Source organism: Cohnella yongneupensis, assembly GCF_042655785.1.
GTDB classification, from domain to species: domain Bacteria; phylum Bacillota; class Bacilli; order Paenibacillales; family Paenibacillaceae; genus Cohnella; species Cohnella yongneupensis.
In genome coordinates this window covers 1-1,000 of the sequence record NZ_JBHSNC010000022.1, presented here as the reverse complement: position 1 = coordinate 1,000, position 1,000 = coordinate 1, and the positions used below count along the sequence as shown (strand labels likewise).

At 52.7% G+C, this 1,000-nt stretch carries 2 tRNA genes and 2 rRNA genes; all 4 read left to right on the top strand.

Features of this window, described 5'->3' with window-relative positions:
- The first annotated feature begins 140 nt into the window (after window positions 1–140).
- Window positions 141–257: ribosomal RNA gene (gene rrf, locus ACFPQ4_RS07255) — 5S ribosomal RNA — on the top strand.
- A gap of 37 nt (window positions 258–294) precedes the next feature.
- Window positions 295–371: transfer RNA gene (locus ACFPQ4_RS07250), tRNA-Ile, on the top strand.
- A 13-nt stretch (window positions 372–384) separates the two neighbouring features.
- Window positions 385–460: transfer RNA gene (locus ACFPQ4_RS07245), tRNA-Ala, on the top strand.
- Window positions 461–653: 193 nt separating this feature from the next.
- A 23S ribosomal RNA gene (locus ACFPQ4_RS07240) occupies window positions 654–1,000 on the top strand; the annotation flags it as partial.

Below are 1,000 nucleotides of genomic sequence, written 5' to 3'. Positions count from 1 at the left end.
GAGCCCGCAAGGGCTATAAAAGTCCACAGCTGCGAAAGCAGAGTGGCGCGTTACCGTAAATGACGCTCGAGTTCAGTTTTGAAGGGGCAAGTCCCTTTCTATAGCAATACCGTGCATCGTTTGGCGACATGCACAACCTGTCTGGTGGTAATGGCGGAGGGGTTCCACGCGTACCCATCCCGAACACGACCGTTAAGCCCTCCAACGCCGATGGTACTTGGACCGCAGGGTCCTGGAAGAGTAGGAAGCTGCCAGGCAGGCCCATAATAGGGCTGAATGAATAAGCCATATCGATGGCCTTTAGCTCAGCTGGTTAGAGCGCACCCCTGATAAGGGTGAGGTCGGTGGTTCGAGTCCACTAAGGCCAACCAAATATTTTCCCATGGGGACTTAGCTCAGCTGGGAGAGCACCTGCCTTGCACGCAGGGGGTCAGCGGTTCGATCCCGCTAGTCTCCACCATCGAACTTTTCGTACACCCGAAGCACACATAGCTACGGTGTACGGTCGAGTCAACCTTACGGTTGCTCGTTTGTACCTTGAAAACTGGATAGCGAAACAAAGCGCGAAAGAATGAAACATCTCTAGCCTTACTAGTGTCGTCAATGCGGAAGAAGCAGCAATGCTTCCGAAGTAACTCGCTTTGCGAGTTTGAGGTTAAGCTAATAAGTGCGCACGGAGGATGCCTAGGCGCCAGGAGCCGAAGAAGGACGCGACGAACAGCGATATGCTTCGGGGAGCTGTAAGTGAGCTTTGATCCGGAGATTTCCGAATGGGGAAACCCAGCTGGGGTAATGCCCAGTTACCTTCAACTGAATACATAGGTTGATGGAGGCACACCAGGGGAACTGAAACATCTAAGTACCCTGAGGAAGAGAAAACAACAGTGATTCCGTCAGTAGCGGCGAGCGAACGCGGATTAGCCCAAACCAAGGAGCTTGCTCCTTGGGGTTGTGGGACGTCTCACATGGAGTGATAAAAGAAGATATTAGGCGAAGAGGT